Raw genomic sequence first — 25692 nt, forward strand, 5'->3', positions numbered from 1 at the left:
CGGGCGCGGGAACGGACGTGACCAAGGCCATATTTCCGCGTATGTAGGCCCGGGAAGCAATCCCGCCGGGGCGTGGTTAGTGTGGAGGCAGACCCGGCGCCGTGTACCACCCCTGGCCCGGCCTCCCAAAAGCCCCAGTGAAAGGCCCACTTCATGCCCTACCCGGTTGAGCAGAACGAGAAATTCAGCGCCTACGCCCACCCCGAACGCCTGGTTTCCACCGAGTGGCTCGCGGCGGCACTTGAAGGCGGTGCGCTCGACGGCGGCAAACTGGTGGTCGTCGAGTCGGACGAGGACGTGCTGCTGTACGAAACCGGCCACATCCCCGGCGCGGTCAAGATCGACTGGCACACCGACCTGAACGACGAGGTCACCCGCGACTACGTGGACGGTGAAGCCTTTGCCGCCCTGGCCGCCGCGAAGGGAATCTCCCGGGACAGCACCGTGGTGATCTACGGCGACAAGTCCAACTGGTGGGCCGCCTACGCGCTGTGGGTCTTCACCCTCTTCGGCCACGAGGATGTCCGGCTGCTCGACGGCGGCCGCGACAAGTGGATCGCCGAGGGACGCCCGATCACCACGGACCGGACAGTGCCCGCGACGGGCGACTACCCCGTGGTCGAGCGCAACGACGCCCCGATCCGCGCCTTCAAGGAGGACGTGCTGGCGCACTTCGGCAAGCCGCTGATCGACGTCCGCTCGGCCGAGGAGTACACCGGCCAGCGCACCCACATGCCGGCTTACCCGGAAGAGGGCGCCCTGCGCGGCGGCCACATCCCCACCGCCGCGTCCATCCCCTGGGCCCGCGCCGCAGCGGAGGACGGCACCTACCGCAGCCGCCCCGAACTCGAGGCCCTCTACCTGGGCGAGGCCGGGCTCAAGGAAGGGGACGACGTCGTTGCCTACTGCCGGATCGGTGAGCGTTCCAGCCACACCTGGTTCGCGCTGAAGTACCTCCTGGGCTTTGATACCGTCCGCAACTACGACGGGTCCTGGACCGAGTGGGGAAACGCCGTGCGTGTCCCGATCGTCAAGGGCACCGACCGTGGCACCGTTCCGGCCGGATTCTAGGGGCAGTCACCGGATCCGACCGGGACACAATCGCCGCCCGTGCGTAAGCTGGGACTGATGAATACTTCTGCCCTCCCGGCCGCCCTCGCGGAAATTGTTGACGACTTCCAAGCCCTCGAAGAAGCCGAGCGGCTCCAGCTGCTGCTCGAGTTTTCCCGGGAGCTGCCGGATCCTCCGGCGCGCCTCCAGGACCACCCGGAGCTGATGGAGCAGGTGGTGGAATGCCAGTCGCCGCTGTTCCTGACGATCGAGACGGAACCCGGCGTCGACGGCCAGTCCGGCGGCGCACCGGAGCGCGTGCGCTTGTTCTTCAAGGCTCCGCCGGAGGCCCCCACGACGCGCGGTTTCGCCGGCGTGCTGCACGAGGGCCTCGACGGGCTTAGCCCGGCGGAGATCCTGGCCGTCCCGGACGACATGCCCGAACTCCTCGGACTCACGCGCGCCATCACTCCCCTGCGGATGCGCGGTATGACGGCGATGCTCGGCCGGATCAAGCGCAAAGTCGCCGCCCTGCCGCAGCAGGGCTGAGCCGGTCCCGTGGCCCGCAAACAGGCATCCCAGGGAACCCCTGCCACCGCGGCACTCGCGGCGGCCGGGGTTTCCTTCGTTGCGCACCCCTACAGCCATGACCCCGCCGCAGCCAGCTACGGCCTGGAGGCCGCCGAGGTACTGGGGATCGACCCCGCCCGGGTGTTCAAAACCCTGATGGTCGACGTCGACGGGCGCCTCGCCGTCGGCGTCGTGCCGGTCAGCGGCAACCTGGACCTGAAGGCGATGGCGGCGGCCCTGGGCGGCAAGAAGGCCGCGATGGCGGACCCAGCGACGGCGGAGCGCCGCACCGGCTACGTCCTCGGCGGCATCTCCCCGCTGGGACAGCGCCAGCCCTCCCCCACCGTGGTCGACGAGAGCGCGTTGGAGCTGGAAACCATCCTGGTCTCGGGCGGCCGCCGCGGCCTGGACCTGGAGCTCAGCCCGGCCGAACTGATCCGGCTGACCGGCGCCAGCACGGCCCGGATCGGCACCTCCAACCACCGCTAACGGCTCCGGCGGTGGGAGCCTTAGCCCGCGGGTGACGGCCGGGGCGCGAGCTGCTGCCGGAGCCAGGCCGTGACCAGCGACTCCCAGCGCTCCGGGTCGACGTTCCATTCCTTCGTGTGCCGTGCCGTGCTGAACGCTTCGAAGGTCACCATCTCCGGATTCTTCTCCGCCAGGTCCGCGGACGGGCCGTAGGGAACGTATTCGTCGTCGACGGAGTGCAGGATCAGCGTCGGTGTCCGTAGCTCCACGGCACGGGAGACCCAGTCCATCGCCTTGAGGTCCACGGGGGCGGCCAGGCCGGTCAGGCGGCGGCCCAGCCGGTGGCTCATCATTAACTGCCCGTAGCGTCCGACGGCGGAGGGGATCCGGTTCAGCTCGGCATGGTGCGCCAGGACATTCACCCAGTTAATCACCGGGGCGTCCAGCACCATGGCCCGGATCAGGTGGTGGTACCGGGACAAATCCGCGGTCTGCAGGCAAATCGCGCCGCCCATGGACCAGCCGAAGAGCACCACCTCGTGCGCCCCCTGCTCCAGCGCATATCCGATCGCGGCTTCGACGTCCCGCCACTCGGTGGAGCCCAGGCCGTAACGGCCATCCGCGGCCGACGGGGCCAGGCCGTCATTGCGGTAGGAGATCAGCAGGCTGGAGAGGCCCAGCTCGCGGGCCACCCGGACGGCGCGCAGGCCCTCCTGCCGCGAGGCGCCGCGCCCGTGCACCATGATCGCCCAGGTATCCGACGTCGGCGTCCCGGCCGCCGGGGCGGCCCTGACCTGCCACGCTGGTGCCGTCCCGCCGTCGACCGCAATCTGCACCTCTTCGAACGGCAGTCCGATCGCCGCGGGGTCGGGGTGCACGGCACCGCTCCAGTAGCCGCGCCGCGCCGCGGTCAGGTCCCCGCTATAGACCGCCTCGACTTCGCGCAGCACGGTCTGCTCCGCGGGCGAGTAGGACAGGATCCGGCCGAGGCGGGCATGGCCGCGGCCACCGTCGAAAAAGAAACCGTAGACGCCCTCCACGGTGGAATCGGGGGTCGCCTTGAGGATGACCTGCAGGCCTCGGCCCTCTCGGATTACGGCCAGCACCTCCTGGTCCTCCTCGCGAACCCGGACCGGGGTGATGACACGCCGGGCGAAGTAAAGGGCCAGCGCCGAGGACCCGGCGGCGAGCAGTCCGGCTGCGGCGCTTCCGCCGATGATGCCGCCCACCGCCCACCTGGCGTTCCCCTTCAGCCCGGTGTCCAGCACGCCGGTGTCCGGGTTTCCCGCGGGCAGAGCGCGGGAACTGGATCGGGCAATCAGGGTCCGGGGCGTTGGCGGGGCGAGGCGCGGGGTGGATGCCATGGCACCATTCTTACCGAACTCCGGGCCAACCCCGGCATCCGGCGCACCAATACCGCCGCCGGTGCGGGGGCCGGCCCCGGCGCAATACGGCTAGGCTGGGGGCATGAGCGACCCAATCGTCATCCTGACAGAAGAGCCCCTCGGCGCGGACGACCGCGTCAACATCGAAACCCTCGTGGCGGACGGTGATTCGCCGCTGGTCGTCCTGGTCCCGGCGAACAAGGAGCGCCACCTGCTGGTGGACTTCCTGGAGAACCTCTCCATGCTGGAGGTCGCCAAGGCGTTCCGGGAGTTGACTGCCAAGCATCCCGATCCGGCCGTGGAACGGACGGCGGCGGCCGAAACGCTCGCCGCGTCGCTCGCCGCGCTGGGCGGAATCGGCGGAGGCGTGACCGGCGAAGTCGTCGAGGGCCGGGCCGTTGACGCCCTGGTCGCCAAGGTCAAGGAGCTGAACGCCGGGCAGGCCGTGGTGATCACCAGGCCGCACGCCGTCGCGGACACCTTCCACACCGACTGGGCCAACGAGGCGCAGGACAAGCTCGGCCTGCCGGTGCTGCATTTGTACGCCGGATCGGGATTTATCGGGGACTCCTGAGCGTTATTGAGGTCATGAGCATCTTCAGCAGCAAGCCCAAAGTCGCGCCCGTCACCTCCCCCGCGTCCTCCCCCGCCCATGACGACGCCGGTTCCGCCGGCGCGCCGGCGGAACAGGTGCGGGCCGGCCAGGCGCCGGTGGAAAAGTCCGACCAGCAGTGGCGCGAGGAACTGAGCCCTGAGGAATACCGGGTCCTCCGCCAGGCCGGAACGGAGCGGCCCTACACCGGAGAGTACTGGGACACCCACACCGCGGGCGTGTACCAGTGCCGGGCGTGCGGCACCGAACTCTTCACCAGCCGGGAAAAGTTCGATTCGCACTGCGGCTGGCCGTCCTTCTGGGCCCCGCTTGCGGATGGCACGGTGCGCTACATCCACGACCGGACCCTGGGGATGGAGCGGATCGAGGTGCGGTGCGCCGCCTGCGATTCGCACCTGGGCCACGTGTTCGAGGGCGAGGGCTACGGCACGCCCACGGACCAGCGCTACTGCATCAACTCGGTCTCCCTGAAGCTCGTCCCCGCGGCAGAGTCCCCCGCCTCCGGCACGGACGCCTGAGCCAGCCCCGGTCCCGCTGGAGCTGGAACGCTGGGCGCAGCCACCATGCCTCAGAGTTCCTTATGCTCAGCCCAATTTTGAGTTAGAGCTTCTGTTTGCTTGCTACGCTCGCCGTAGACGTTCCCAGCAACCAGAAAGGCGACTGACGATGACCACGACCGCCCTCACCGCCCCTGCCCCGATCACTGCCGGCTCCCCGGAATGGCAGCGGCTCAAGGCTGCCGCCACCGCCCTGCAGGCCCTCCAGAGCCAGGACGGCTCCGTGCCCGATGCCGCCGACCATCAGGCGGCGGCAGGACACGTCGCCGCCATCACGGACGCCGTCTCCGCCCTGGCCCCGGCCTTCCCGCACGACGCGCGCTACCTGGAACTGCTGGCCGTAGACTTCAAGCGCTGGGCCGACGGCGGCTTCGGCGTACCCGACTTCCTCGACTCGCTGCAGGCCTTCCAGCCTCAGCAGCACCGGGTCAACGGCCTGCAGCACCTCGTGGTCTTCCCGATGTACACCCAGAACGGCAGCAGCAACCGCCTGGTCGAGGCCGTGCTGATCGAGGTCATCTGGCCCGAGTTCATTGCCGGCCTGGAAGCGGGCGAGTACTCCAACAAACTCTTCGTGCCGATCCGCTTCCTTGACTTCACCCCCGGCTACGACACCAACTCGGCAGTACTGTTCCCCGAGACCGTGGCCGTCCGCGAGACCCCCACCTTCACCTGGGGCGCCATCTTCGCCGACCGCGAGGCCGCCCGCTTCCGCCGCGTGCTGCGCGCCGCCGCCGAGATCACCTCGCTGCAGCTCCCGGAGGACGCCGCGGGCCTGCTCGAAGACCAGCAGCTGACCCAGGAAACCTTTGTCATGTGGGACCTCATCCACGACCGCACCCACATGCGCGGTGACCTGCCGTTCGACCCGTTCATGATCAAGCAGCGCATGCCGTTCTTCCTGTACTCACTTGAGGAACTCCGCTGCGACCTCACCGCCTTCCGCGAGTCCGTGAAGATCGAAAAGGACGAGGAGGCGGATCCGGAAGCCCGCCGTCACGCCAAGCTGGTCCAGTACGCCGTCATCTTCGACCGCATTTTCCGCTTCGCCATCACGGGCAGCCGGGTCCGCAACTATGACGGCCTCGGCGGCCAGCTGCTCTTCGCCTGGATGCACCAGCACCACGTGCTGCACTGGACCGACAGCAAGCTCAGCATCGACTGGGACGAAGCGGCCGACGTCGTAGTGGAACTCGGCGCCCGGATCGAGGAACTGTACTGGCGCTCGATCGACCGCCCCAAGATGGCCCACTGGCTGGCCGCCTATGAGCTGATCTCCGGCACCGTCACGCCCAACCCGGCCTCGGTCTGGGCCAAGGGACCGGACGCCCTGCCGCTGGACGGGCCGCCGCGCGGCCTGACCGACCAGGTGCTCGACGACGAGTTCCCGCTCTCCATGTTCTACGAGGCGCTGGAGAAGAAGATGCGGAACGTGATCGATTCAACCGCCGGCATCACGGGGTCGACGGACGCCAACGCTGACACCAACGCTGCCGCCGGCTCCACCAGCCAGGCCATGAACGCCGGATGAGCGACGGACGCGCCCTCAACGTCCTGGTAGCCGGCGGCAGCAGCCCGTCCGGGATCGCCGTGGCCCGCGCCCTCCGGGGTGCCGGGCACACGGTGTTCACCGTTGGTTCCGATCCCGCCCGGATCGAGGCCGCCGCCGCGGAAGCCGGCGACGGCGTGGTGCCGCTGGCCTGCGACCTGGCCGATCCGGCGGCGGTCCGGGATCTCCATGCGTCGCTCACGGAGCGGGCCGGACGCGTCGACGGCGTGATCCACCTGGTGGGCGGCTGGCGCGGCGCCAAGGGCATCACCGACCAGAGCGACGAGGACTGGGCCTTCCTGGAACGCAACGCCGTCACCACGCTCCGCAACGTCAGCCGGACCTTCTACGACGACCTGGCCGCCTCGGATGCCGGGCGCCTGGCGATCGTCTCGTCCACCGCGGTGGCCAGCCCGACGGCGGCCGGCGCCAGCTACGCGGCGGCGAAGGCCGCCGCCGAGGCCTGGACCCTCGCGGTGGCCGACGGCTTCCGGCGCGCCCAGTCCGGGAACTCCGGGAGCTCCGCGGCCTCCGGAACCGCAGCCGAGCCGGTGGAGCAGCGCAGCGCCGCCGTCGTCTTCGTGGTGAAGGCCCTCGTCGACGCGGCCATGCGCGCAGCCTCCCCGGAACGCAAGTTCCCGGGCTTCACCGACGTCGAGGAGCTGGCGGCGGCCGCCGTCGGGCTCTTCCGGACCCCCGCCGCGGAACTGAACGGCCGGCGCCTGCCGCTTAGCCAGTAAGCCGGCACCTCTACACTGAAAGCGTGAGCAACGAGATGACCAGCACGGTCGAAACCAACACCATTGACACTGCCCCGGCCAGCACCGCGCTGCGGCTCCATGATCCCTCCGTCCGGGGCTTCGCCTCGGACAACTACTCCGGTGTGCACCCTGAGGTGCTGGCCGCCCTGGCCGCCGCCAACGAAGGCCACCAGGTATCCTACGGCGAGGACGATTACACGGCCCGCCTGCAGCAGCTGATGGAGCGGCACTTTGGTTCGGGCATCGAGTGCTTCCCCGTCTTCAACGGCACCGGCGCGAACGTCCTCTCGCTCCAGTCCCTGCTGCCGCGCTGGGGCGCCGTCATTTGCGCCTCCACGGCCCACATCAACATGGACGAGAACGGCGCGCCGGAACGGATCGGCGGCATCAAGCTCCTGCAGGTCCCGACGCCGGACGGCAAGCTCACCCCCGCCCTGATCGACCAGGAGGCCTGGGGCTGGGGCGACGAGCACCGCGCGCAGCCGCTGGCGGTCTCGATCACGCAGACCACCGAGCTGGGCACCTGCTACACCCCCGAGGAGGTCCGCGCCATCGCTGAGCATGTCCACTCCAAGGGCATGAAGCTGCACATGGACGGCGCCCGGCTGGCCAACGCCGCCGCCCACCTCGGGGTGCCGCTGCGCGCCTTCACCCGCGACGCGGGCGTGGACATCCTCTCCTTCGGCGGCACCAAGAACGGGCTGCTTTTCGGCGAGGTGGTGGTGGCGCTTAACCCCGACGCCGCCCACGGCCTGGTCTACCTGCGCAAAATGAACATGCAGCTGGCCTCCAAGATGCGGTTCATGTCCGCGCAGTTCATCGCCCTGCTCGAGGGCGACCTGTGGCTGCGCTCGGCCTCGCACGCCAACGCGATGGCGGCCCGGCTGCGCGCCGGCGTCGAGTCGATCCCCGGCGTCGAACTGAGCCAGAAGACCGAGTCCAACGGCGTCTTCGCCGTCCTGCCCGCCGGCGTGGCGGACCGGCTGCGGAAGTCCTTCCGGTTCTATGACTGGAACGAGGCGGCCCGCGAGGTCCGCTGGATGTGCTCCTTCGACACCACCGAGGAAGACGTTGATTCCTTTATCGCCGCGATCAAGCGCGAGCTCGCGGCCGGCTAGGTGCAAGCCGGTCCCGGCCGGGCGGCGAGCCTGCCGGGCCGGGACGGGCACCGTGCATAATCTTTCACTGTGAACCCACTCGACCAGGTTCCGGCGGATTTCCTCTTCGCCCTGGGGACGCTTCGAAAAGCACGGTGCCGCAGCGAGTTGCGCCTCGATGAGATCCCGGCCCCCGGCCGGCTCGCTCCCTACGCGGTGGCGCTCGGCGCGGAAGTCGTCGTCCCCGGCGACGCCGCAACAGGTGCGGTCCACGGCCCGGCGGCCGCCGCGCTGGCCCCGGCGTCCGGCAGCGACGACGTCGAACTCGCCACCGGCCGTTTTATCCTCCTGCATGACCCGGACGGCTCCGCGGTCTGGGACGGCGAATTCCGGATCGTCACCTACATCCGCGCCCAGCTTGAGCCGGACATGGGCAACGACGAGATGCTCGGCTCCGTCGCGTGGACCTGGCTCGTGGAGGCGCTGGAAAACCACCAGGCGGAATACCGCTCGGCCGGCGGCACCGCCACCCGGGTGCTCTCGGAAAGCTTCGGCACGCTCGCTGACCGGCCCGGCACCATCGACATTGAACTCCGCGCTTCCTGGACACCGGCCGGCCGGGACATCACCGCCCACCTGGAAGCGTGGTCGGACATGGTCTGCACCTTTGCGGGCCTGCCGCCACTGCCCGACGGCGTCTCCGCACTGCCGCGCCGACGCCCACGGCAGCCATGACCGGACCCCGGCGGCCGCGGCCTCGGCCTGCAACGACGGCGATGTCGGTAAACTGGAGTCATCATGACCCCTCATAATCCGGAAATCACCACCGCGGGCACAGCCCCAAGCACGGCCGCCACCACAGCCTCCAGCACCGCAGAGGCGGCTGGCGCGCCGGCCCACATCACGGTGGAAGGCTTCGACAGCCTGGTCCCCGAGGTCATCGACCTCGACGCTCCCCGCGACGGCGTCCCGCTCGTTATCGAGACCCAAGCAGGACTGGAACGCTGTGCCGCAGCCCTGGCCGCCGGCCACGGCCCGGCGGGAGTGGACGCCGAACGCGCCTCCGGATTCCGGTACGGCCAGCGCGCCTTCCTCGTCCAGATCCGCCGCGAGGGCGCGGGCACCTGGCTGATCGACCCGGAGCCCTTTGGTGACCTGCGCATCATCAATGAGGCCCTGCGCGGCGTCGAGTGGATCCTGCACGCTGCCAGCCAGGACCTCCCATGCCTGTCCGAACTCGGCATGTGGCCGGACAAACTCTTTGACACCGAACTCGCCGCACGGCTGGCCGGACTGCCGAGGGTTGGCCTCGCCGCCGTCATCGAACAGCTGCTGGGCTTCGGCCTGGCCAAGGAACACTCGGCGGCCGACTGGTCCACCCGGCCGCTGCCGGAGCCGTGGCTGCGCTACGCCGCGCTCGACGTCGAGGTCCTCACCGAGCTCCGCGAGGAGCTGATCGAACTCCTCACCGCCGACGGCAAACTGGAGTACGCCGAGCAGGAATTCGCCGCGATCCTCGAAGCCGGCCAGGCCCCGCCGCGCGTCGACCCGTGGCGCAAGACCTCCGGGCTGCACCAGATCCGCGACCGCCGCCAGCTCGCCGCCGTGCGCGAACTCTGGCTGGAGCGCGACTCGCTGGCGCAGAAGCGCGACGTCGCCCCGGGCCGGCTTATCCCCGATTCCTCCCTCGTGGCCGCCGCCAAGGCCATGCCCAGCACCGTGCCGCAACTGCTCGGCACCAAGGGCTTCCACGGCAGGGCCGCGCAACGCGAGGCTCCGCGCTGGCTGCGCTGCATCAGCACGGCCCGCAGCCTTGAGGAGCTCCCGCCGCTGCACCTGCCCACCAACGCTCCCCCGCCGCCGCGCGTCTGGGCCGACCGGGATCCGGAGGCCGCGGCACGGCTCGCCACCGCCCGGCCCAAGCTGCAGGCCCGGGCCGAGGAGCTGAACCTGCCGGTCGAAAATCTGCTCACCCCGGACTACCTCCGCCGCGTGGCATGGCGTCCTCCCGCGGAGATCAGCGAGGAAGGCATTGCCGAGGAGCTCCAGAACCTCGGCGCCCGCCAGTGGCAGATCCAGCTCACTGCTCCGCTGATCGCCGAGGCTTTCCTGAACCCGCAGCCGCTGCCGCCCAAGGAAGCCAAGCCTGCCGCGGCCTCCGTGGCCTCCCCTGCCGAAGCAGCGCCCAACGCCGTTTCCTGACGGGCTGCCCGTCACTCCTTGCCAGCTATGTTACTCATGAGTAACATAGCTAGGGATGCCGCCAGGATCACTCCTGCTTCCCGAGCCCACCGCCCGGGGGCGGAAATCCGGCACCCATGTCTCAATGAGGAGTAATACGTGAGCCAAGTCAGCAGCGCAAAGCCGACAATCGGACAAAGCAGGACCATCCGCGAGGTCGTTTTTGTTGACGGCGTCCGCACCCCGTTCGGCCGCGCCGGCGAGAAGGGCATCTACGCCGGAACCCGCGCCGATGACCTCGTGGTCAAGTGCATCCGCGAACTCATGCGCCGCAACCCGGCACTGCCGGCCGAGCGCATCGACGAGGTGGCCATCGCCGCCACGACGCAGACCGGTGACCAGGGACTGACCATCGGCCGCACCGCCGCCCTGCTGGCCGGGTTGCCGCGGACCGTTCCCGGTTTCGCGATCGACCGGATGTGCGCGGGCGCCATGACCGCCGTGACGACGACCGCCAGCGGCATCGGCTTCGGCGCTTACGACGTCGTCATTGCCGGCGGCGTGGAGCACATGGGCAACCACCCGATGGGTGCCGGCGCGGACCCCAACCCGCGCTTTATGTCCGAACGGATCGTCGACCCCGCCGCCCTGAACATGGGCAACACCGCGGAAAACCTACACGACCGCTTCCCCGCCATCACCAAGGAACGCACGGACGCTTACGCCGTGGCCTCCCAGGACAAACTGGCCGCGGCCTACGCCAAGGAACAGATCCAGCCGGACCTGGTTCCCGTGGCCACCATGAAGCCCGGCCAGGGCTGGACCGTCAACACCGTGGACGAACCGCCGCGCCCGGGCACCTCGGTGGAAGACCTCGCCGCGCTGCGCACCCCGTTCCGCGCGCACGGCCGCGTCACCGCCGGCAACGCCGCCGGCCTCAACGACGGCGCGACCGCGGCGCTGCTGGCCTCCGCCGACGCCGCCGAGGAGCTTGGGCTGCCGGTCAAGATGCGCCTGGTCAGCTACGCCTTCGCCGGCGTCGAACCGGAAGTCATGGGCATCGGGCCGGTCCCGGCCACTGAAAAGGCGTTGAAGAACGCCGGGCTCGGCATCGACGACATCGGCCTGTTCGAAATCAACGAGGCCTTCGCCGTCCAGGTCCTCAGCTTCCTGGACCACTTCGGCATCGCCGACGACGACCCCCGGGTGAACCGCTACGGCGGGGCGATCGCCGTCGGGCACCCGCTCGCTTCGTCCGGCGTCCGGCTGATGAACCAGCTGGCCCGCCAGTTTGAGGAAGACCCCGGGGTACGCTTCGGCATGACCACCATGTGCATTGGCCTGGGCATGGGTGCCACCGTCATCTGGGAGAACCCGCACCACGCCGACTACGGCACCGACTACACGACCAAGACTGGAGCCGCAGCATGAGCGCCGCAGATTTCCACAAGCTTGCCGAGCTGTTTCCGAACGAGACGGTAACGCATTCCTACGTCCAGGACATTCAGCTTCCCGCCGTCAACGGCACGAGCCCCGGCACCTTCGCCCTGGTCACGCTGGACAACGGCCTGGACCATTCGAAGCCCACCACGCTGGGCCCGAACACCCTGATCGAGCTCGGCACGGTGCTCGAGGGACTGCGGGACCGTGCCGCGCGAGGTGAGATCGTCGGCGTCGGCGTGACCGGCAAGCCGTACTTCCTGGTCGCCGGCGCGGACCTGTCCACGGTCAAGTCGGTCAGCGGCCGTGAACAGGGCCTCTGGATGGCCCAGCTCGGCCACGACGTCTACGCCACCCTGGCGAACCTCGGCGTCCCGAGCTTCGCGTTCATCAACGGTTTGGCCCTGGGCGGCGGGCTGGAGATCGCCCTGCAGTCCACCTACCGCACCGTCTCCACCGGAGCAGGCGCGCTGGCCCTGCCGGAAGCGTTCATTGGGCTGATCCCGGGATGGGGCGGGGTCTACATCCTGCCGCGGCTGATCGGCCCCGAGAACGCCGTCAAGGTGATGATCGAGAACCCGCTGAGCAACAACCGCACCCTGACGGGTCCGCAGGCTTACGACCTCGGCGTGGCGGACGCCATCTTCGAGCCGGCCGACTTCGTCGAACAGTCCGTCGCCTGGGCCGCGCAGGTGATCGCCGGCGCAGTCGTACCGGAACGCGCCAACGCCGTCGACCCCTCCGCGCCGGACGTTGCCGAACGCTGGGCCGGCGCCGTCGCGGCGGGCCGCGCGTTCGTGGAGGCCAAGACCTCCAACGCCTCCCCGGCCCCGGCCAAGGTGCTGGACGTGCTGGATGCCAACCGCACCCTGACGCAGGCCGAATCGGCGGAGCTGGAGTGCCAGACCCTCGCGGACCTCATGCAGACCGACGAGTTCCGCTCCACGGTGTACGCCTTCCTGGACCTCGTGCAGCGCCGTTCCAAGCGCCCTGCGGGTGCCCCGGACCGCAAGCTCGCCCGCCCGGTCACGAAGATCGGCGTCGTCGGCGCCGGCCTGATGGCCAGCCAGCTCGCACTGCTGTTCGCCCGCCAGCTCAAGGTGCCCGTGGTCATGACGGACATCGACCAGGCGCGCGTGGACAAGGGCGTGGACTACGTGCACGCCGAGGTGGACAAGCTGCTGGCGAAGAAGCGGATCAGCGCGGACGCGGCCAACCGGACCAAGGCCCTGGTCAGCGGCTCGGTCTCCAAGGAGGCCTTCGCCGACGCCGACTTCGTCATCGAGGCAGTGTTCGAGGAGCTCAGCGTCAAGAAGCAGGTGTTCAAGGAGGTCGAGGCGATCGTCTCGCCGGAGTGCATCCTGGCCACCAACACCTCCTCGCTGTCCGTCACGGCCATGGCCGAGGACTTGCAGTACCCCGAACGCCTGGTGGGCTTCCACTTCTTCAACCCGGTGGCCGTAATGCCGCTGCTGGAGATCGTCCGCGCCCCGAAGACCGACGACGCCGTGCTGGCCACCGCGTTCGAACTGGCCAAGGGACTGAAGAAGTCCGCGGTGCTGGTCAAGGATGCGGCCGCCTTCGTGGTCAACCGGCTCCTGTTGCGGCTGATGGGCGAAGTGACCGCGGCCTTCGATGAGGGAACCCCCGCCGAGGTCGCGGACAACGCACTGCGCCCGATGGGCCTGCCCATGACGCCGTTCACGCTCGGCGCCATGGTGGGGCTGCCGGTCGCCCAGCACGTGCAGGAATCCCTGCACGACGCCTTCGGGGACCGCTTCACCGTGTCCCGGAACCTGCAGGCGCTGATCGACCACGGAGTCAGGTCCATCTGGGACCCGGCCTCGGTGAAGGCCGGCAGTCCGGTCATCCCGGCCGAGACCCTGGCCCTGATGACCTTCGGCGATTCGCCCTCGACGGCAGAGGAAGTGCTGCGCCGCACGCAGGACGCCCTCGCGGAGGAGATCGGCCTGATGCTGTCCGAAGGCGTGGTGGCCGGACCTGAGGACATCGACCTCTGCATGATCCTCGGCGCGGGCTGGCCAATGTTCCTGGGCGGCATCACTCCGTATCTGGACCGGGTGGGCGCCTCCGAGCGTGTCACCGGCAAGAAGTTCCTGGCACCCGGCGTGGCCTCCGAACCGGCAGCCTAGCAACCAAAGACGAAGGCGCCGCTGCCCCGGCCATCACGGCGCGGGCGGCGGCGCCTTCGTGCGTTCGGCCCGGGCGCGGCGGCCGCTCCTAGCACTCGCAGATCATCAGCACATTGCCGTCCGGATCCTTGAAGTTGAACCACTGGCCGTCCCGGATCTCCGCGACCTCGGCCCCGGTGTCCTGCACGTGCAGGTGCGCGGCCTGGATGTCTGCCGTGTTGAGATGGAACGCGGGGACGCGGAAGACCGCGTCCGCGGAGTAGATCTTGCTGTCCAGGACCAGGCCCGCACCGTCCATCGGCAGTACATAAAGATGGTCGAAGAGGATTTCTCCGTCGGCCGGGACACCGAGCAGGCGGCAGTACCAGTCCCGGGCCTTGGCAATGTCGCTGACCGGGACGAAGACCGTTCCAATCTGGCGGGCGATGGGGTTCTTCAACGGTTCCTCCTGGTCAATGGCCCGTGCCTGCTCCGGCACGGGAAAACTCCAAGAAATATACAGCGCCGGGTGGCAGATGGCTCGTAACCGGCGCCCGTCAGATGTCCCGCAGGCTGCCGCCGTCGAGCGCGAGGACACGGTGGGCGCTGGCCCGGGCGTAAGCGAGATCGTGCGTGACCAGGACGACGCCGGCGCCCCGCGCCGCTGCGGCGGCGACCGTGTGCTGCAGCCGTTCGAGCCCCTGCCGATCCAGTCCCACGGTGGGCTCATCCAGCGCGATGACGGCCGGCCTGCGGGCCAGGACCGTGGCCAGGGCAAGCAACCGCTGGCTGGAAGACGGCAGCTCGGCCGGGTGGGTCTGCGCGGCGCCGGAGAGCCCGACGGCGGCCAGTGCCTCCTGCGCCCGGCCGGCCGCCTCCACGCCGGCAAGCCGGCGCAGCCCGAAGCCGACCTCCCGCAGCGCCGTCCGTTCGAAAAGCTGGTCGCGCGGCTGCTGGAACAACATCCCGACCGAAGCGGCGATGCGGCCCGTCGGGATCCGGTCGATGCCTCGACCTTCGACGCGCACCTCACCGGCCTGCGGCCGCAGCAGGCCGTTGAAGTGGCGCAGCAGCGTGGACTTGCCGGTGCCGTTGGGGCCGGTGATAGCGACAATCTCCCCCGGGCGCACGGTCAGGTCCAGGTCGCGCAGCAGGGCCGCGCGGGGCACGTTCCCCGCCGGTCCCCTCGCGGATCCCCCCGCGCGAGTCTTGCCTGGCCCGTAGCCGAAGCCGATGCCTCGCAGTTCAAGGACCGGGGTCGACGCGGCGGCCCAGGTCAGGTCTTTCGGCATCCCGGCGTCCAGGCCCTCCGCCACGACGCCTGCATCGCGGAGCGCGGCCCCGTTCCCCAGCTCGGCCGGCCGGCCTTCCGCCGTTACCGTGCCGCCGTTCAGGACGATCCAGTGCCCGGCGCTGCGGGCGAGTGCGTCTGCCCTCTGGCTCAGGAGCACCACAGCGGTGCCGGCTTCGAGCAGCCGGCTCACCAGGGTGCGGAGCCGGCTGGCACCGTCGGCGTCGAGGGACCCGAGTGGTTCGTCCAGCACCAGCACTTGCGGGTCGGCGATGACCGCGCACGCGACTGCCAGCCGGCGCAGCTCGCCGCCGGAGAGCTCTGCCGGGTCCCGCTCCAGCAGCCCGGACAGGCCGGTTTGTTCGGCGATTCGGGCCACCTGCCGGATCATCTCGGGGCGGGGCACACCCCGATTTTCCAGGCCAAAGGCCAGTTCATCCGCCACCGTAGAGCGCACCGAGGACAGCATGGCGGCGGCGTCCTGCGGCACGTAACCCACCCGGCCGGACCAGGCAGCGGGGTTGATCCGGGGGTCGCCGCTGCCGCCGTGGAATTCGAGGCGGTCCGCGCCCAGCGCCAGACTGCCGCGCAGGACACCGGAATGGCCGCCCCGAAGCCAGCCGGCGAGGAGCTTGCCGAGGGTGGTCTTGCCACTGCCGGAACCACCCAGCACGGCGGTCAGGGTTCCCGGCAGGACGGAGAGCTGCACATCCCGCAGCGCATCGCCCGCATCCCCGTGGAAGCTGAAGCTCCTGATCCGGGCAGCGGCCGCGGGCAGCGCCCCGGTGGCGGGCTGCCCGGGCTGGGCGCGTCCGCCCCCGTTCACGAGTGCACCGCCGCGGGCCATGCCGTGATGAGCCGCAGGACCACGGCGGCGGCGGCCAGCAGGAGCGCTGCGGCCCGGACGATGCGCTGCGCAGGAGGGTCCTGCAGTTGCCGGTAGCTGGTCCGTGGTCCGGTGGTGCCGAAACCCCGCGCGTCCAGGGCCTGTGCCCGGAGCCCGGCATCCTCCACCAGGCCCAGGACCAGCGGCACCGCCTGCAGCCTGGCCGCCGCCAGCCGGGACAGCAGCCCGCGCCCGACCACCAGCCCGCGCGCTTCCTGGGCCTGACGGATCTTCTCCACCCTTTCGGCCATCGCAGGGACCAGCGTGAGCGTGGACGCGAGCACGAAGCTGAACTGCGGAGGGATGCGCCGCGCGGCGAGGGCGGTCAGCAGATCCGGGACGCTGACGGTGAAGGAAAACAACAGCAGCAGCAGGACGCACGCGGCTGTCCGCGAGGCCAGCTCCAGGGCGAAGCTGAGTCCTTCGGCGGTGACCCGGGCCGGCCCCCACTGCGCCAGCACCGTGTGCCCCTCCGGGAAGAACAAGCCGTGCAGCACCAGCAGGGACAGGAACAACGGTGCGAGGATGACCCCGGCAGCCAGCAGCACCCGCGCTGCGACGCCCGCGCGTGCGGCAAGCAGCACGACGGCCACGGCCACGGCGACGGACAGCGGCCAGCTGCCGGCCGCCGTCGTAATGACCGCGGCGCAGCACGCCGCGGTCAGGGCTGTGAGCGGGTGCAGGCGCATGGCCTAGGCTGCGGGATCCGCCGGGACCTTACCCGCGAGTACCCGGAAGCGGCGGACGAAGGCGAACTGGAACGTCGTGCGCCGCGGCAGGGCGTAGGCCAGCAGCGCGGCGATCGTGAAGACAATTGCCTTGTCCATCGGGTCGGAGATGAGTGCCTGCTTGGTGATCGCTGCCAGCAGGGTGTCGCCCATGGCACGGAACGCGCTGACGATGGCGCCGGTGCCCAGACCCGCGGTTCCGCCGTAGACAAAGGCTGCGATCGGGGCGGAGACGACGCCGGCCAGGATGCCGGTAAGGAAGCCGGCCACGGGCGCGAGATAGAAGCGGCGGAACAGTCCCCCGCGGGCGGCCAGACCGGCGAGGAACCCGATCAGGGCCGCGCCGGCGGCGAAGGGCAGCACGGTGGGGTTGAAGAAGGACCAGACAATGCTGCCGAGCACTCCGGTGGCGGCACCGGCGGCCGGCCCGGCGAGGACGGCGATCAGGACCGTGCCGATCGCGTCCAGGTAGAACGGCAGGCCGGTGCTGCCCATCAGCTGGCCGAGGACCACGTTCAGCACAATCGCCACCGGCATCAGGACCAGGGTGGAGGTGGGCACGACGGGCAGCACGGCGACGAGCAGCAGCACCGCGCCGAGCAGGAAGCCGCCGAGGGCAACCAGGGCGGAGAAGCTTGCCGGTCCGTTGGCGATCTCGACCGGCTGGGTGAGGACGAGGAAGACGTAGGTGGCGGCGATGGCCGCGGCGCCTGCGATTTCGAGCAGCCGGCGTCGGCCGGGTGCCGTGCCGGCTCCGGTGCGGGAGCCGGCGTCGGGGAGGGTCAGGGGCTGCGGTGACATGGGAAAAGTCCTTCGGCTGGGGTTTGCAACAACCGCCTCATGTCACCTCGGCGCAGCTACCATCTTAGCGATCGGCCGGCCCTCCCGGGAACACCGGCGCCGCGGGCCCGGCCGGCGCCCGCGGCTACCGTGCGCCCAGGGTGCGTGCCAGCGCGCCCACGGAGGCAATCAGCTCGTCGAAGCACTGGCCGGGGTCGTTGCCGCTGACGATCCTGGCGTTCGGCGGCAGCCCCCACAGGCCGCGGAAGTCGGCCACCGTTGTGCCGGCCAGCAGCGGGGACTCCGTCTCGACGTCGACCGTCGCCAGCCGCGTGCTGAAGGGCGTGCGTCCGACGGCGGCGCAGGCGGCGAACGCGTCGTGCATGTGGGCGACGTAACCCTGGTCATAGAGCCGGTGGAACTCCATGTAGAAGCGGATCGCGTCCGACAGGCACGCCACCAGCGGGCTGCTGGAGCCGCTGCGCAGTCCTTCGGGCTGCTCCGGGAGCACCAGCTCGGGTTCGGCAGCCCCCGCGGCCTCGCCGAGCCGGCGCAGGTGCTCCGGCAACATCTCGATCCGCTCCGTGGTCTCCAGCGCGCAGACGACCGGCAGCTTGTCCTCGGGCATCCCGCGGTAGGCCGCGTAGACCTCCTTGGCGGCGTGCGGGTCCACCGCGGTGTTCCATTCCGCCGTCGGCGTCGTGTTGCCCTGGTAATAGAAGCTGCCGCCCATGATCACCAGGCCCTTGAGCAGCCGCGGCAGTTCCGGTTCGCGGCGCAGGGCCAGGGCGAAATTGGTCAGCGGTCCGGTGATCAGGCCCGTGATCTCCCCCGGATGCGCCCTGGCCTCCTCCACCCAGACGTCCACGGCGTGGCGCTGTGAGATCGGCTGGGCGGGGGCGGGCAGCTCGGCGTAGCCGATCCCCTGCGGCCCGTGGGTCTCTTCGGTGGTGACCAGCGGGATTTCCAGCGGGACCTCGGCGCCGACGGCGACTTCGATCCCTTCCCGCCCGCACAGCTCCAGCAGGGACAGGCTGTTCAGCGCCACCTGGCGCGCCCCGACGTTGCCGGCGGTGCAGGTGATGGCCTGCAGCCGGACCTCGGGCCGGGACAGCAGGTACACGATGGCGAGGGCGTCGTCGATCCCGGTATCGACGTCCATCAGGACCACGTGGTCGGCGTCCAGGGCGCGGGGCATTTCCGGGCTCAGAAGAGTGCGACCTTCGGCGTGCGCGGGAAGATCTCATCGAGTTCTGCCAGCTCGGCGGCGTCCGGGACCCAGGCGACCGCGGCGGCGTTCTGCCGGACCTGTTCGGGCCGGGTCGCACCGGCAATCACGCTGCTGACGGAGGGCTGGGCGGCGAGCCAGGAGAACGCCACCTGGATCTCGTTGAGCCCCCGCTCGGCGGCGAAGGCGGAGAAGGCACCCAGCTGTTTCCAGTCGGCGTCGTGGACGAGGTTGGTGCGGGTGTGGCTCAAGCGCGACCCCTCCGGCGCCTTACCTTGCGAGTACTTGCCGGTCAGCAGGCCGTTGGCCAGCGGGAAGTACGGCAGCACGCCCAGGCCGTAGGCCTCGGCGGCCGGGGTGACCTCCAGCTCGGCGCGGCGGTCCAGCAGGTTGTAGTGGTTCTGGCTGGAGATGAAGCGGGCTCCGCCGCGGCCGCGGGCCACAAATTCGGCCTCCGCGATCTGCCAGCCGGCCCGGTTGGAGTGGCCGATGTAGCGGACCTTGCCGCTGGCCACGAGCTCGTCGAGGGCGGCGAGGGTCTCGTCGATGGGTGTCAGCGGGTCCGGCGTGTGGAACTGGTAGAGGTCGATCCAGTCCGTTCCGAGCCGGCGCAGCGAGGCCTCGGCTGCCTTGATGATGTAGCGCCGGGAGCCGCGGGCGTCGAAGTCGTTGCCGTTGGTCCCGCGCATGTCCATGCCGAACTTGGTGCCGATCACGGCGTCGGCGCGGCGCGAACCGAGGGCCTTGCCCAGCATGGTTTCGCTGAGCCCGGGCTCCCGGCCGTAGGCGTCGGCGACGTCGAAGAACGTGACGCCGGCGTCCAGGGCCGCATGCACGACGGCGTCGGTCCCCTCCTGCGACTCGGTGGCGGTGTTGGCCCGGCCCAGGTTGTTGCAGCCAAGTCCCACGACGGAGACGGTCAGTCCGGAATTTCCCACGCGGCGGTATTCAGTCATGGGAATCAGCCTATAACGGCCGCGGCGGGCTCCCGGGCAAGCTCCCGGACGCTGCTACCCCGCGGGAAGCTCCAGCCCTTGCTCGTCCATGGCGTCCTGTAGTTGCGCAAGGGTGCGCGGGCAGACTCCCGGCATCCCTGCCAGCCGGCGCCGGCCCAGCAGCACCAGGTGCTCGAGGGTTTCCACCCCCGCATGGGCCAGGGACCTGCGGGCCGGCGCCGCCAGCCCGGCGGGAAGTGGAGTGCTGCCTGGTCGAGGGGATTTCCGCGTCATTGCGTTTCCTTCCAATCGCTTGCCCCCAAACTGATGTGAGCCGTGGCCGGCTCCTTACCGGTGGATATCCAGGCGTGGTGCCTAGAGCGCGAAGCTGTTGGCCGGTTTGGCCGAGTGCTTGAGCTTGAAGTCAGTGCTGCCGAACGGGGCGGCGCCGATGCTCAGCTTGGTGAAGTCCAGGTCTTCGCCCCGGATGCAGACCTTGATAGCGTTGACGGTCTTGTTGACGTCCGGGGTGAGGCAGAAGATGTTGAGCTTGGCGTCGGAGAACTCGGACCGGTCCACGACGCCGAGGCCGCGCCAGGCGAGGTGGCTGATCAGGGCGTCCTTGGCTTTTTCCTCGAGGTAGCGGTCACGGCTGGTGCCGTCCTTGGTCTTGAGCGCGTACTGCGCCACCACCCAGAACTGCTCCTCCTCCGGGATCTCCGCGTAGCCGTCCTCGGCGCACTGCGCCGCGAAGGCCTCCATGAGCCCCTCGCCCGCGGCGGCATCGGCAGCCGCCGTCTCCTCGGTCTTGCTCTGGTGCCCGACGACGCCGTGGTTCATCACGAACTCGTGGTACTCCTCGTCAATCCAGGCTTCCCTGAAGTGCAGGACTCCCTCTTCGTCGCGCTTGTAGACCCGGATAATGCCGCTCATGGCTGTCCCTTCGTAAACCGTCCGCGGTCAGTGCCGTCGAAGGGTGATTGCTGTGCCTTGACGGCTTGGTAAGGCTGGTCCGACGCCGGATTCCTCACAGGATCGGCAGGCTGCCGGTGCTGGGGTGCGCCTGGCCGGGCAGCGGCCGAGCGAACGGCACCTTGGTCCCGAGGACCTGCGCGACGACGTCGTGGGTGATCTGCTGGGCGGTCAGCCCGACCCGCTCCAGCACCTGGCTGCGGCTCCCGTGGTCCAGGAACTCCACCGGGAGGCCCACCTCGTTGAGGGCCGTGTCCACGCCGGCGGCCCGCATTTCCTGGCGGATCCGGGAGCCGACGCCGCCGGCCCGGACGCCGTCCTCGATGCAGATCACGAGGCGGTGGTGCGAGGCGAGGGCGATGACCGACTGGGGCACCGGAAGGACCCAGCGCGGGTCCACCACGGTGGAGCTGATGCCCTGGGCGCCGAGCCGGTTCGAGACGTCCAGCGCGAGTTCGGACATGGCGCCGACGCTGACAATCAGCACGTCGTTGTCGCTGGATCCGGCCGGGCGGCGGGCCAGCACGTCGACGCCGTCGCTGAGCCGTTCGAGGGCTTCGACTTCCGCGCCGACGGTGCCCTTGGAGTAGCGGATGACGGTGGGTGCGTCTTCGACGGCCACGGCCTCGCGCAGTTCCTCGCGCAGCCGGGAGGCGTCACGCGGCGCGGCGAGGTGCAGGCCGGGGACGATCTGGACCATCGCCATGTCCCACATGCCGTGGTGGCTGGCACCGTCGGGGCCGGTGACGCCGGCCCGGTCCAGCACCACCGTGACGCCGGCCTTGTGCAGGGCGACATCCATCAGCAGCTGGTCGAAGGCGCGGTTGAGGAAGGTCGCGTAGACGGCCACCACGGGGTGAAGCCCGCCGAAGGCCATGCCGGCGGCGGAGGTGAGGGCGTGCTGTTCGGCGATGCCGACGTCGAACACGCGCTCCGGGTGGCGGGCGGCGAACTTGTGCAGCCCAACCGGGATCAGCATGGCGCCGGTGATGCCGACGATGTCCTTGCGTTCGTCGGCGATGTCGGCGATCTCGTCGGCGAAGACGGACGTCCAGGACTTGGCGCCGCCGGCCTCGGTTGGCTCACCGGTTTCCGGGTCGATGATGCCGACGGCGTGGAACTGGTCCGCCTCGTGCGCGCGGGCCGGGGCGTAGCCGTGGCCCTTTTCGGTCATGGCGTGAACGATCACGGGGCCGGCATAGTTCTTGGCCGTGGACAGCGCGTTCTCCATGGCTTGGAGGTTGTGACCGTCCACCGGGCCGATGTACTTCATGCCGAGGTCCTCGAACATGCCCTGCGGGGCCCACCAGTCCTTGATGCCCTTCTTCATGGCATGCAGGCTCTTGTAGGTGAACTGGCCCGCCGGGCCGCCGCTCTGCAGCCGCTTCTTCCACCAGTCCAGGGCGCCCTCGTACGCGGGGGCGGCACGGAGCGAATCGATGGTGGGGCGCAGCGAGGCGAGGTAGTCGGCGACGCCGCCGACGGTCGGGGCGTAGGAGCGGCCGTTGTCGTTCACCACGATCACGACGCGGCGCTTCTTGTCCGCGGCGATGTTGTTGATCGCTTCCCAGGCCATGCCGCCGGTCAGGGCGCCGTCACCGACGACGGCGATCACGTAGCGGTCGCCGTCGCCGGTCAGCTGCCGGGCGCGGGAGATGCCGTCGGCCCAGGACAGCGAGGAGGACGCGTGCGAGCTTTCGACGATGTCGTGCTCGGATTCTGCCCGGTCCGGGTAGCCGGACAGGCCGCCCTGCTGGCGGAGCGTGCTGAAGTCCTGGCGCCCGGTGAGGAGCTTGTGCACGTAGGACTGGTGGCCGGTGTCGAAGACGATGCTGTCGCGGGGGGAATCGAAGATCCGGTGCACCGCGATGGTGAGTTCAACGACGCCAAGGTTCGGCCCGAGGTGGCCTCCCGTCTGGGAGACGTTGCCGATCAGGAATTCCCTGACCTCGGCGGCCAGCTGGTCCAGCTGCGCCTGGGACAACTTGCTCAGGTCCTGCGGACTCCGGATGGTCTCCAAAATTCCCAACGGCCCCTCCTCCGGGTAGTAGACATGCCTTTTAACTCTAACGCCTCGGAACCGGGCCGGGTGCCGGTGGTCCCGGGAACGCGAAAGCCCCGGTCCGTCAGGGACGGGCCGGGGCTTTCGGGTGGTGTTGCCTGGCTGCCGCTAGCTAGCGGAGATCTGGCGCAGCACGTACTGCAGGATGCCGCCGTTGCGGTAGTAGTCGGCTTCACCCGGGGTATCGATGCGCAGGACCGCATCGAAGGAGGTGGTGGAGCCGTCTTCGGCCGTCGCGGTGACCGTAAGGGTCTTCGGCGTGGTGCCTTCGTTGAGCGCGGTGACGCCGGAGACCGCGAAGGTCTCCGTGCCGGTCAGGCCCAGGCTGGCGGCGTTCTGGCCGGCCGGGTACTGCAGCGGCAGGACGCCCATGCCGATCAGGTTCGAGCGGTGGATGCGCTCGTAGCTCTCGGCGATGACAGCCTTGACGCCCAGCAGTGCGGTGCCCTTGGCGGCCCAGTCACGGGACGAGCCGGAGCCGTATTCCTTGCCGGCCAGGACGACCAGCGGGGTGCCGGCGGCCTGGTAGTTCTGCGCGGCGTCGTAGACGTAGGCCTGCGGGGCGTCGGCCTGCGTGAAGTCGCGCGTGAAGCCGCCCTCGACGCCGTCGAGGAGCTGGTTCTTGATCCGGATGTTGGCGAAGGTGCCGCGGATCATGACTTCGTGGTTGCCACGGCGTGAGCCATAGGAGTTGAAGTCCTTGCGCTCCACACCGTTGGCCAGCAGGTACTGGCCGGCCGGGGTGTCCGACTTGAAGGAACCGGCCGGGGAGATGTGGTCCGTGGTGACCGAGTCGCCGAGCTTGAGCAGCACGCGCGCTCCGGTGATGTCCTGGACCGGCTCCGGCTTGGCCTTCATGCCCTCGAAGTACGGGGGCTTCCGGACGTAGGTGGACTTCTCATCCCAGGCGAAGGTGTCGCCGGCCGGGGTGTCGAGTGCCTTCCAGCGGTCGTCGCCGTCGAAGACGCCCTCGTAGCCGCGGGCGAACATGCCCTTGTCGATCGAGGAGTCGATGACCTGCTGGACCTCGACCGGGTTCGGCCAGATGTCCTTCAGGAAGATGTCGTTGCCGGCTTCGTCCTGGCCCAGCGCGTCGTTCTCGAAGTCGAAGTCCATGGTGCCGGCCAGGGCGTACGCGATGACCAGCGGCGGGGAGGCCAGGTAGTTCATCTTGACGTCCGGGTTGATCCGGCCTTCGAAGTTGCGGTTACCGGAGAGGACTGCGGTGACGGAAAGGTCGTTGGCCTGGATGGCCTCCGAGATTTCGGCGTCGAGCGGACCGGAGTTACCGATGCAGGTCGCGCAGCCGTAACCGACGATGTAGAAGCCCAGCTTCTCCAGGTACGGGGTCAGGCCCGACTTGTTGTAGTAGTCGGTGACGACCTTGGACCCGGGGGCCACGGAGGTCTTGACCCAGGGCTTCGAGGTGAGGCCCTTGTCCACGGCGTTGCGGGCCAGCAGGGCGGCGGCCAGCATCACGGACGGGTTGGACGTGTTGGTGCAGGAGGTGATCGAGGCGATCGACACCGCACCGTGGTCCAGCTCGAACTCGCGGCCGTCGGCGGTCTTGACGGCCACGGTCTTGGACGGGCGGCCGTTGGACTTCGGACCGTGCGCGTGCGGCGCCTGGTCCGTGAGGTGGGTCGCCGAGGCGGTGAACGACGGCGAGTCGGAAGCCGGGAAGCTTTCGTCGATCGCTTCGTCCAGGCTGCCGTCCGCGAGCTCTTCCTTCACGTAGTTGCGCAGGTCCTCGCGGAACTGTGCCTTGGACTCGGTGAGGATGATGCGGTCCTGCGGGCGCTTCGGGCCGGAGATCGACGGGACAACCGTCGACAGGTCCAGCTCAAGGTACTCGGAGAACTTGATCTCGCGGGAGGGATCGTGCCAGAGGCCCTGTTCCTTCGCGTAGGACTCCACGAGGGCCACGTTCTCGTCCGAGCGGCCGGTGAGGCGCAGGTAGTCGAGCGTGACGTCGTCGATCGGGAACATTGCGGCGGTGGAGCCGAACTCGGGGCTCATGTTGCCGATGGTGGCGCGGTTGGCCAGCGGCACAGCCGCGACGCCTTCGCCGTAGAACTCCACGAACTTGCCGACCACGCCGTGCTGGCGCAGCTGCTCGGTGATGGTGAGCACGACGTCGGTGGCGGTGGCGCCGGCCGGGATGGACCCGGTCAGCTTGAAGCCGACGACGCGGGGAATCAGCATGGAGACGGGCTGGCCGAGCATGGCAGCCTCGGCCTCGATGCCGCCGACGCCCCAGCCGAGCACGCCCAGGCCGTTGACCATGGTGGTGTGCGAGTCGGTGCCGACGCAGGTGTCCGGGTAGGCACGGACGACGCCGTCGATTTCGCGGGTCATGACGGTGCGGGCCAGGTATTCGATGTTGACCTGGTGCACGATGCCGGTTCCCGGCGGGACGACCTTGAAGTCGTCGAACGCGGTCTGGCCCCAACGCAGGAACTGGTACCGCTCACCGTTGCGCTGGTACTCGATCTCCATATTGCGCTCCAGTGCGCCGGAGTTGCCGAAGGCGTCGATCTGGACGGAGTGGTCGATGACCATTTCCGCCGGCGCCAGCGGGTTGACCCGCTTGGGGTCGCCGCCGAGTTCCTTCACGGCCTCGCGCATGGTGGCGAGGTCGACAACGCAGGGCACGCCAGTGAAGTCCTGCATGATCACGCGCGCCGGCGTGAACTGGATTTCAGTGTCGGGCTCGGCGTTGGGGTCCCAACCGGCCAGTGCTCGGACGTGATCGGCCGTGATGTTGGCGCCGTCCTCGGTCCTCAACAGGTTTTCAAGCAATACCTTGAGGCTGAACGGAAGGTTTTCTGCACCTTCAACGGAGTTCAACCGGAAAATTTCGTATTCGGTACCGGCTACATTAAGTTTGCCTTTTGAACCGAAGCTGTCCACAATGCTCATCGCAGGACTCCTCTCGCAACAGTTTCATCTTTGTCGCGCCGCAGACCCCTTGCTAGTTAGGGCAGCCTAACTAGGACATGTGTAG

23 protein-coding genes are annotated in these 25692 nt (G+C 69.4%); 12 read left to right on the forward strand and 11 right to left on the reverse strand.

Translation table 11 applies throughout. The annotated features are described in order from the left end of the window. The first annotated feature begins 153 nt into the window (after window positions 1-153). Genes AC1DBD_RS14530 through ybaK form a run of 3 tightly spaced genes read left to right on the forward strand, consistent with a single transcriptional unit; the run spans window position 154 to window position 2109 of the window. Window positions 154-1071, forward strand: a complete 918-nt coding sequence (locus AC1DBD_RS14530) for a sulfurtransferase (RefSeq protein WP_476892702.1) — start codon at window positions 154-156, stop codon at window positions 1069-1071. Between the two features lie 57 nt (window positions 1072-1128). Beyond that, window positions 1129-1599 (forward strand): SufE family protein, encoded by a 471-nt coding sequence (locus AC1DBD_RS14535; protein WP_476892703.1) that lies wholly within the window; start codon window positions 1129-1131, stop codon window positions 1597-1599. A gap of 9 nt (window positions 1600-1608) precedes the next feature. Further along, complete coding sequence (gene ybaK, locus AC1DBD_RS14540; protein ID WP_441418803.1) at window positions 1609-2109, forward strand: Cys-tRNA(Pro) deacylase; 501 nt, start codon at window positions 1609-1611, stop codon at window positions 2107-2109. A 20-nt stretch (window positions 2110-2129) separates the two neighbouring features. Here the strand turns inward: ybaK and AC1DBD_RS14545 are convergent, their stop codons facing one another. After that, window positions 2130-3452: an alpha/beta hydrolase family protein gene (locus tag AC1DBD_RS14545; RefSeq protein ID WP_476892704.1), complete on the reverse strand. Its 1323-nt coding sequence runs from the start codon at window positions 3450-3452 to the stop codon at window positions 2130-2132. 103 nt (window positions 3453-3555) lie between these two features. On the opposite strand from AC1DBD_RS14545, the gene AC1DBD_RS14550 reads away from it, so the two are divergent. The 9 genes from AC1DBD_RS14550 to AC1DBD_RS14590 all read left to right on the forward strand — a co-directional run bounded on the left by AC1DBD_RS14550 (window position 3556) and on the right by AC1DBD_RS14590 (window position 13824). Then, a complete protein-coding gene (locus tag AC1DBD_RS14550; RefSeq protein WP_476982369.1) occupies window positions 3556-4047 on the forward strand; it encodes a hypothetical protein in 492 nt (163 codons plus the stop codon). Window positions 4048-4061: 14 nt separating this feature from the next. Further along, window positions 4062-4604 (forward strand): peptide-methionine (R)-S-oxide reductase MsrB, encoded by a 543-nt coding sequence (gene msrB / locus AC1DBD_RS14555; protein ID WP_476926238.1) that lies wholly within the window; start codon window positions 4062-4064, stop codon window positions 4602-4604. 148 nt (window positions 4605-4752) lie between these two features. Beyond that, the gene (locus AC1DBD_RS14560) at window positions 4753-6174 is read left to right on the forward strand and encodes a DUF6421 family protein (RefSeq protein ID WP_476926239.1); all 1422 of its coding nucleotides are present in this window, start codon (window positions 4753-4755) and stop codon (window positions 6172-6174) included. Beyond that, a complete protein-coding gene (locus tag AC1DBD_RS14565; protein WP_476926240.1) occupies window positions 6171-6932 on the forward strand; it encodes an SDR family oxidoreductase in 762 nt (253 codons plus the stop codon). Before AC1DBD_RS14560 ends, AC1DBD_RS14565 begins: the two co-directional genes overlap by 4 nt. Before the next feature lie 35 nt (window positions 6933-6967). Then, entirely contained in the window at window positions 6968-8071 is a 1104-nt protein-coding gene (locus AC1DBD_RS14570; protein WP_476909560.1) for a threonine aldolase family protein, read from the forward strand. Between the two features lie 69 nt (window positions 8072-8140). Continuing rightward, on the forward strand, window positions 8141-8785 hold the full coding sequence (locus tag AC1DBD_RS14575) for a DUF3000 domain-containing protein (RefSeq protein ID WP_476982370.1): 645 nt from the start codon (window positions 8141-8143) through the stop codon (window positions 8783-8785). A 63-nt stretch (window positions 8786-8848) separates the two neighbouring features. Further along, entirely contained in the window at window positions 8849-10252 is a 1404-nt protein-coding gene (locus tag AC1DBD_RS14580; protein ID WP_476909539.1) for an HRDC domain-containing protein, read from the forward strand. A 138-nt stretch (window positions 10253-10390) separates the two neighbouring features. Further along, complete coding sequence (locus tag AC1DBD_RS14585; RefSeq protein WP_476982371.1) at window positions 10391-11662, forward strand: thiolase family protein; 1272 nt, start codon at window positions 10391-10393, stop codon at window positions 11660-11662. Then, window positions 11659-13824 (forward strand): 3-hydroxyacyl-CoA dehydrogenase NAD-binding domain-containing protein, encoded by a 2166-nt coding sequence (locus AC1DBD_RS14590; RefSeq protein ID WP_476982372.1) that lies wholly within the window; start codon window positions 11659-11661, stop codon window positions 13822-13824. Before AC1DBD_RS14585 ends, AC1DBD_RS14590 begins: the two co-directional genes overlap by 4 nt. A gap of 88 nt (window positions 13825-13912) precedes the next feature. Here the strand turns inward: AC1DBD_RS14590 and AC1DBD_RS14595 are convergent, their stop codons facing one another. From AC1DBD_RS14595 to AC1DBD_RS14640, 10 genes are all read right to left on the reverse strand, one after another. Next, a complete protein-coding gene (locus tag AC1DBD_RS14595; RefSeq protein WP_476982373.1) occupies window positions 13913-14302 on the reverse strand; it encodes a VOC family protein in 390 nt (129 codons plus the stop codon). A 58-nt stretch (window positions 14303-14360) separates the two neighbouring features. Then, window positions 14361-15941 carry an ABC transporter ATP-binding protein gene (locus tag AC1DBD_RS14600; RefSeq protein WP_476982374.1) on the reverse strand — a complete coding sequence of 527 codons (1581 nt, stop codon included), beginning with the start codon at window positions 15939-15941 and terminating at the stop codon, window positions 14361-14363. After that, window positions 15917-16669 (reverse strand): energy-coupling factor transporter transmembrane component T, encoded by a 753-nt coding sequence (locus AC1DBD_RS14605; protein ID WP_476982375.1) that lies wholly within the window; start codon window positions 16667-16669, stop codon window positions 15917-15919. The genes AC1DBD_RS14600 and AC1DBD_RS14605 overlap by 25 nt, the downstream gene beginning before the upstream one ends. 3 nt (window positions 16670-16672) lie before the next feature. After that, complete coding sequence (locus AC1DBD_RS14610; RefSeq protein ID WP_476982376.1) at window positions 16673-17509, reverse strand: ECF transporter S component; 837 nt, start codon at window positions 17507-17509, stop codon at window positions 16673-16675. A 124-nt stretch (window positions 17510-17633) separates the two neighbouring features. Continuing rightward, on the reverse strand, window positions 17634-18686 hold the full coding sequence (locus AC1DBD_RS14615) for a nucleoside hydrolase (RefSeq protein WP_476982377.1): 1053 nt from the start codon (window positions 18684-18686) through the stop codon (window positions 17634-17636). Window positions 18687-18694: 8 nt separating this feature from the next. After that, entirely contained in the window at window positions 18695-19672 is a 978-nt protein-coding gene (locus tag AC1DBD_RS14620; protein ID WP_476982378.1) for an aldo/keto reductase, read from the reverse strand. A 54-nt stretch (window positions 19673-19726) separates the two neighbouring features. Further along, complete coding sequence (locus AC1DBD_RS14625; protein ID WP_441418819.1) at window positions 19727-19945, reverse strand: helix-hairpin-helix domain-containing protein; 219 nt, start codon at window positions 19943-19945, stop codon at window positions 19727-19729. Between the two features lie 81 nt (window positions 19946-20026). Beyond that, window positions 20027-20584, reverse strand: a complete 558-nt coding sequence (locus AC1DBD_RS14630; RefSeq protein ID WP_441418820.1) for a hypothetical protein — start codon at window positions 20582-20584, stop codon at window positions 20027-20029. Between the two features lie 94 nt (window positions 20585-20678). Further along, entirely contained in the window at window positions 20679-22652 is a 1974-nt protein-coding gene (gene dxs / locus AC1DBD_RS14635; protein WP_476892719.1) for a 1-deoxy-D-xylulose-5-phosphate synthase, read from the reverse strand. A 141-nt stretch (window positions 22653-22793) separates the two neighbouring features. After that, on the reverse strand, window positions 22794-25607 hold the full coding sequence (locus AC1DBD_RS14640; RefSeq protein WP_441418822.1) for an aconitate hydratase: 2814 nt from the start codon (window positions 25605-25607) through the stop codon (window positions 22794-22796). Between the last annotated feature and the right edge of the window lie 85 nt (window positions 25608-25692).

Source organism: Arthrobacter sp. 10T419 (genome assembly GCF_056394105.1).